The organism is Clostridium sp. (genome assembly GCF_051650885.1).
Taxonomy (GTDB): Bacteria; Bacillota; Clostridia; order Clostridiales; family Clostridiaceae; genus Clostridium.
The window spans coordinates 1-1,655 of the sequence record NZ_JBOFRG010000291.1 but is presented as its reverse complement, the minus strand read 5'-3'; the positions used below and the strand labels follow the sequence as shown (position 1 = coordinate 1,655).

Sequence of the window (1,655 nt, the reverse complement as noted above, 5' to 3'; positions counted from 1 at the left end):
GATAAAACCAATGCAAGCAATCTAATTGGAAGCTCCTTAGTTGTTACAGGAATATATAAAAGCAATAAATAGTTTGTCATAAATCCAGTTGCCTTTGTGATTTTTGTATTATAAGTAAAATTATAATAAATATAAAGGCTTACTAAAAATACACTTATACCACCCAAAACCACATTTAAAGAACCAATATAAGCCATCAGTCCTATGCAAACCTGTAAAATAGCAAAATAAAAAACATTCCTTAAAGCATTTACAGTATAATCATCATTAAAAAGAGTTACTGCAACTAGAAATGTTCCAAACCCTACAATCATATTTTCCTTTCCAAACAAAGAAAATATAAATGTGATTACAGTAAATACAATAATAATCATTATATTCTTTTTAATATTCTTCATAAAATTCCTCCTTAGTTAAGTCTTTTCATTATAACTTTTTTCATAAGAAAAAGCCACATAGACTCGTCTACATGACCTTATAGATTAAAATAATTCTTCATTTTTAAGAGTTAATTTAAATTCAGTTATATCTTTTATAAATTGCTTATATACATCTTTATTATTTTTATAATAATTAATCAAAACTTCTGTAGTTGGAACATCATAACCATGTGCAATATCATTTCTTAGTTTAATTGATAGTTTAAATCCCTCTACAAATTTACTACTTAAAAATTTATTTTCTACACACATATCTAATGATTGTCTAAAATAAAGCCTACTTACATCAATACTAAGTGTTCTAAGTACTATTGAAACATAGTCTTCCACTAATGATTGAAAGCTTGTAAATAAACTTCTAAATGATAATTCCATAGACCTTTTTATGACTGGTGCATCTTCATACTTTTCCGATACAAGCTCATTAAAAAATTGGTCTAGCTCATCTAAACATTTTTCACTTTTTATTATTGTTGTATTTAACCTTACTATATTAATTTTTTTCATACCTCTAACACCTACTGCATCATTTTTTTCCAAAATGGAAATTCTGTCTTTATCCAATAATTTAATTTATCTAAAAATTTTTGCTCTAATATATCATCCTTGCTAAACAATTGTCTATTTTCCATAACTATTTGCACCTGTATATATTCAGGTAACTTATTAATATCATTTAAATCAACTGGAATTCCTATCAGTTCTTCTAGCTCTAGGCTCATCTTTAAATAATCCTCATAAGAAAAATCTTTATTAGTTAAAATTGCAATATCTATATCACTATTTCTATTAAAATCTTCTGTATCAAATGAACCAAATATATCTGCCATTGAAATTTCACTTTTTTGAAATAAATATTCCTTTATCTTCTCTATTATATCCTTATTATCCAAACAAACTGCATGACTATCTTTAAACACAACTTCAGAGCCCCCTTCTTAACATATATTTTTATTATATCCAAAACTCTAAAATTTAACAAATAAAAAGCCACATAGACTCGTCTACATGACCTTTTCTTCTCTAAATGCAAAAGTTAATTATTATACATAAAACTCCTGCAAATATTAATGCTATATTTATGTTATCAAAATTTACGCTACTTTTGTTTTTTCCATTCTTTTCTTCCATGCGTTTTATTTCTATGCTTGCATTGGTGATGTATTGAGAATTATTACTTCCAAGTCCTTGTATTCCAGCACCATTTGAGTTTCC

The 1,655-nt window shown here is 26.1% G+C and carries 2 protein-coding genes and 2 pseudogenes; all 4 read right to left on the bottom strand.

Features of this window, described 5'->3' with window-relative positions; all coding sequences use genetic code 11:
• Positions 1-398 (bottom strand): annotated as a pseudogene (locus tag ACRC28_RS13915) (FUSC family protein); the annotation flags it as partial.
• An 84-nt stretch (positions 399-482) separates the two neighbouring features.
• Positions 483-947: a hypothetical protein gene (locus tag ACRC28_RS13910; RefSeq protein ID WP_438544047.1), complete on the bottom strand. Its 465-nt coding sequence runs from the start codon at positions 945-947 to the stop codon at positions 483-485.
• Between the two features lie 11 nt (positions 948-958).
• Entirely contained in the window at positions 959-1,360 is a 402-nt protein-coding gene (mntA, locus tag ACRC28_RS13905) for a type VII toxin-antitoxin system MntA family adenylyltransferase antitoxin (protein ID WP_438544046.1), read from the bottom strand.
• Positions 1,361-1,463: 103 nt separating this feature from the next.
• Positions 1,464-1,655: pseudogene (locus ACRC28_RS13900) on the bottom strand (hypothetical protein); the annotation flags it as partial.

Coding starts and splice junctions, on each gene's coding strand:
- ACRC28_RS13910 (WP_438544047.1), bottom strand. CDS start 947: ATGAAAAAAATTAATATAGTAAGGTTAAATACAACAATAATAAAAAGT.